Here is a 2,846-nt window from a genome sequence, read left to right on the forward strand (position 1 = left end):
GAACTTTTGCTTTGTCACAGGATGTCGCTACAGGGTCAGGAGTGTGGTGATCTGATCCTAATTTCGGCTAAAAGTTCGATTTATTCAACAAAGCCGTCAAAAGTATGCGTGCAATTTTCTGACGAAAGCAAAGATAAAATTATCTCGGTATTTGCGGGAAAACAGGATGAAACTACCTACCCTAACCAGGGAGAGGTTGACACTGAAGACGACAGTTATAAGGCCTTTGTAGCCTCCGTTGCCTCCGTGTCACCTGAGATCGCTAAGTTTCTCCCCGTATGAATATATCGTCTATTAACTTACCAAAAATGGGTTCTTAGCACTGGTCATAAACGATTCATAGACCGGGTAAAGTGTCGTATCACTCTCTTCTATTTCCGCATAGTTAGAATAGTTCTCCGGCACTTGTGGTGAACCAAATACAGCAATAATTTTGGTTTTTGTGCTGTCGGAAAATTGAACATAGACCGTCATATTTCATACTCCGTCGCATAGATATAACTGGTTGTCATGGTCCCCGTGGAAACCATGATGTAATAAAGTGTCTGGGGTGTAATTAATGGAATATCAGCAAATGGCGTCATCACGCCGCTGTTATTTGTTCCACTGAATTGCGCCCCGATTTCCGAAGCAGAACCGGAGACAAAAAAGTAGTTGTTTGACGCAGAAGTACTCGGGTTGACGTTTGCACATCCGCCCATTGTCTTGGCATTGAGCGGGATAATGCCGGAAACTGAGAGCGCTGTATAAGATGCAACATTAGCGGTGAGTGTCAGAACTGCAACCTTGGGTATATATATTTTACGGGCGAGCTGATAGCCAGGCACAAACTGCCCGTTTGCTATTCGCCAGACTGATATCAGTGCACTGGCTGTATAACCAGCAGGCATCGCAGTGCCAGAATACGTTTCCGGAGCCTTGCTGCTGGTTGCATTCCATCCCAGTGCCGATGTTGTTTTTCCCGGCCCGGAGATAGCATAAATCGCCATGAAGCCATTAGTTGGTACAGTTCCCGCGACATCAACGCCGCCAGCACCCACGATTGCCAGGTTGACAGTCAGGCTAAGGCTGTTATTCCGGTACTGCGTTCCCCCCAGAGCCGTTTCTGTGATTAGTTCATCCGCCGTCCACGTCGCTGTAGTTCCCGCCGTCGCCAGCGACATCGCCAGATTTCTTGCCTGGCCGATGACCCCAGTTAAGCCTCCTCCCAAACCAAGGTTTGAGAGAGCTGCCGCCACCGCTGCTGAACCATCAGCTTTAATGTCAGCAAATGGGTTAACACGGCTGAGAAACTGATTTTTTAAGGCGGCGAGAACCTGAGTCACATCATCAGGATCAAGGGTCATTCCTGCCGACTCTACGATGTTAGCCAATTCTTCCTGAATGGCATTAAAAGCAGCCGCCCGGAGGCGTGTCGCTGCGATTCCACCAGCAACGCTACCGTCTGTATATTTTCCGTCTGCGGTTGCAGACGACTCAACCTGCCCGATTCTGAGCATGACGAACCCTCACTAGTAAGTGATAAAAAATTAAAATAAGGAGTTATGAATAACTAAAAATAAGATTTAGATGGGATGGTGCGATCTTATTTATTGCACATTCGAGCTGCTTATTACCCCAAGAAGCTAATGGATCACCGCAATACGAAGAACCGGCCAAGGTGTATTTGATTGTTGTCTCTGGTGCATTAATCCTCCAGGTAAAAGGCCATTCATCACCATTCAGCGCATCACCACATACTGACATTCCACTCATAGCTGGTCGAAACTGGGTGATCGTAATGGTATAACTGAGCGCTGCAGCAACCCTAATGTAATAGTCTCTATTCAAGCCACCATTACTTATCAGCTTAGATACAACAGAACGCTGCCTATCGCTGATACCACCGATTTCACCAATTGCACAGTCATCAGGCAATCCCAGCGTACTTTCCCATTCTGAAAGCATACTTGTCGCTGTCGCCGGGAATGCTCCTTTAATGAGATTATCAGCGTCGTTGTCAGATCGCTGGTATGAGCTGCCTAAAGCCCGTAATACTGCTGCCTGGACCGTGTCAGATGCGCGAGGCCATGCCCGACCACGTGGTAATAGAGCACTAAGCGCGGAAGCATAATCATTTTGTGAATAAAGGCTCATACAAAATCCACCTCACCCAGCAGCGGAATTTCTCCAATACTAAAAGTGATGTTTGACGATGGGCTATTAAGAATATAGCCCTTCGTTCCGTCTACATTACTTATGCTTTTATTAATATCAGACAAGTCAATTTTCCCGGTCCCATCCGGATTAGACTCATCAAAAAATAGAGTGGTTATAGCGTTTTTAATATTACTGACAACAGTGCTATCAGCATCCTTTATACCTGCTATTTCAAAATCAATAGTCTTTCTAATAGGCGAACAAACAAAAACAATTGCAGTATCGGTCTGGAGTGGATAAATATGATCAGCAACAGATAGCTGATCACCGGATGCCTTCACTGCCCCCCAGTCCTCAAGCTTTGATATCCCATCAGTTCCAACAGGGAAGCCGTCATTAAGATTACCGTCACACATGATGTAAACACCAACCGTGCCTACACCATTAAGCCTGCGCTTTACCCAGGCTCGTGTGACTCCAGAGACCTCCAAAGCCCATTTTTTATAATCGGTATCACTTCCCCCCTGTGGAGGCTCTTGCCATGAGAGCAGGCCGCGACTCCGGAAAGCCTCTTCATCCTCAATATCAGCTCCACCTATAGCCGCTTCTAGGCTTTGTTGAATAAATCAGATTTCGGGTAAGTCTCCCCCGTAGCGGGTTGTGTTTTCAGGCAATACGCACACTTTCAGGCATACCTGCTTTCGTCA

The 2,846-nt window shown here is 46.7% G+C and carries 4 protein-coding genes and 1 pseudogene; 1 reads left to right on the forward strand and 4 read right to left on the reverse strand.

Features of this window, described 5'->3' with window-relative positions:
- Window positions 1-282, forward strand: a 282-nt coding sequence (locus F9C28_RS20295; RefSeq protein ID WP_233149202.1) for a hypothetical protein, incomplete at its 5' end; no start/stop codon positions are given.
- Window positions 283-294: 12 nt separating this feature from the next.
- Here F9C28_RS20295 and F9C28_RS19810 read toward each other — a convergent pair.
- The 4 genes and pseudogenes from F9C28_RS19810 to F9C28_RS19825 all read right to left on the reverse strand — a co-directional run.
- The gene (locus tag F9C28_RS19810) at window positions 295-474 is read right to left on the reverse strand and encodes a hypothetical protein (protein WP_134411893.1); all 180 of its coding nucleotides are present in this window, start codon (window positions 472-474) and stop codon (window positions 295-297) included.
- Window positions 471-1,499: a hypothetical protein gene (locus F9C28_RS20545; protein ID WP_408641545.1), complete on the reverse strand. Its 1,029-nt coding sequence runs from the start codon at window positions 1,497-1,499 to the stop codon at window positions 471-473. The genes F9C28_RS19810 and F9C28_RS20545 overlap by 4 nt, the downstream gene beginning before the upstream one ends.
- A gap of 43 nt (window positions 1,500-1,542) precedes the next feature.
- Window positions 1,543-2,136: a YmfQ family protein gene (locus F9C28_RS19820; protein WP_199016957.1), complete on the reverse strand. Its 594-nt coding sequence runs from the start codon at window positions 2,134-2,136 to the stop codon at window positions 1,543-1,545.
- Window positions 2,133-2,753: pseudogene (locus F9C28_RS19825) on the reverse strand (baseplate J/gp47 family protein); the annotation flags it as partial. The pseudogene F9C28_RS19825 and the gene F9C28_RS19820, both read right to left, overlap by 4 nt.
- Window positions 2,754-2,846: the final 93 nt, after the last annotated feature.

It is taken from the genome of Shimwellia pseudoproteus (assembly GCF_016415625.1).
GTDB classification, from domain to species: domain Bacteria; phylum Pseudomonadota; class Gammaproteobacteria; order Enterobacterales; family Enterobacteriaceae; genus Shimwellia; species Shimwellia pseudoproteus.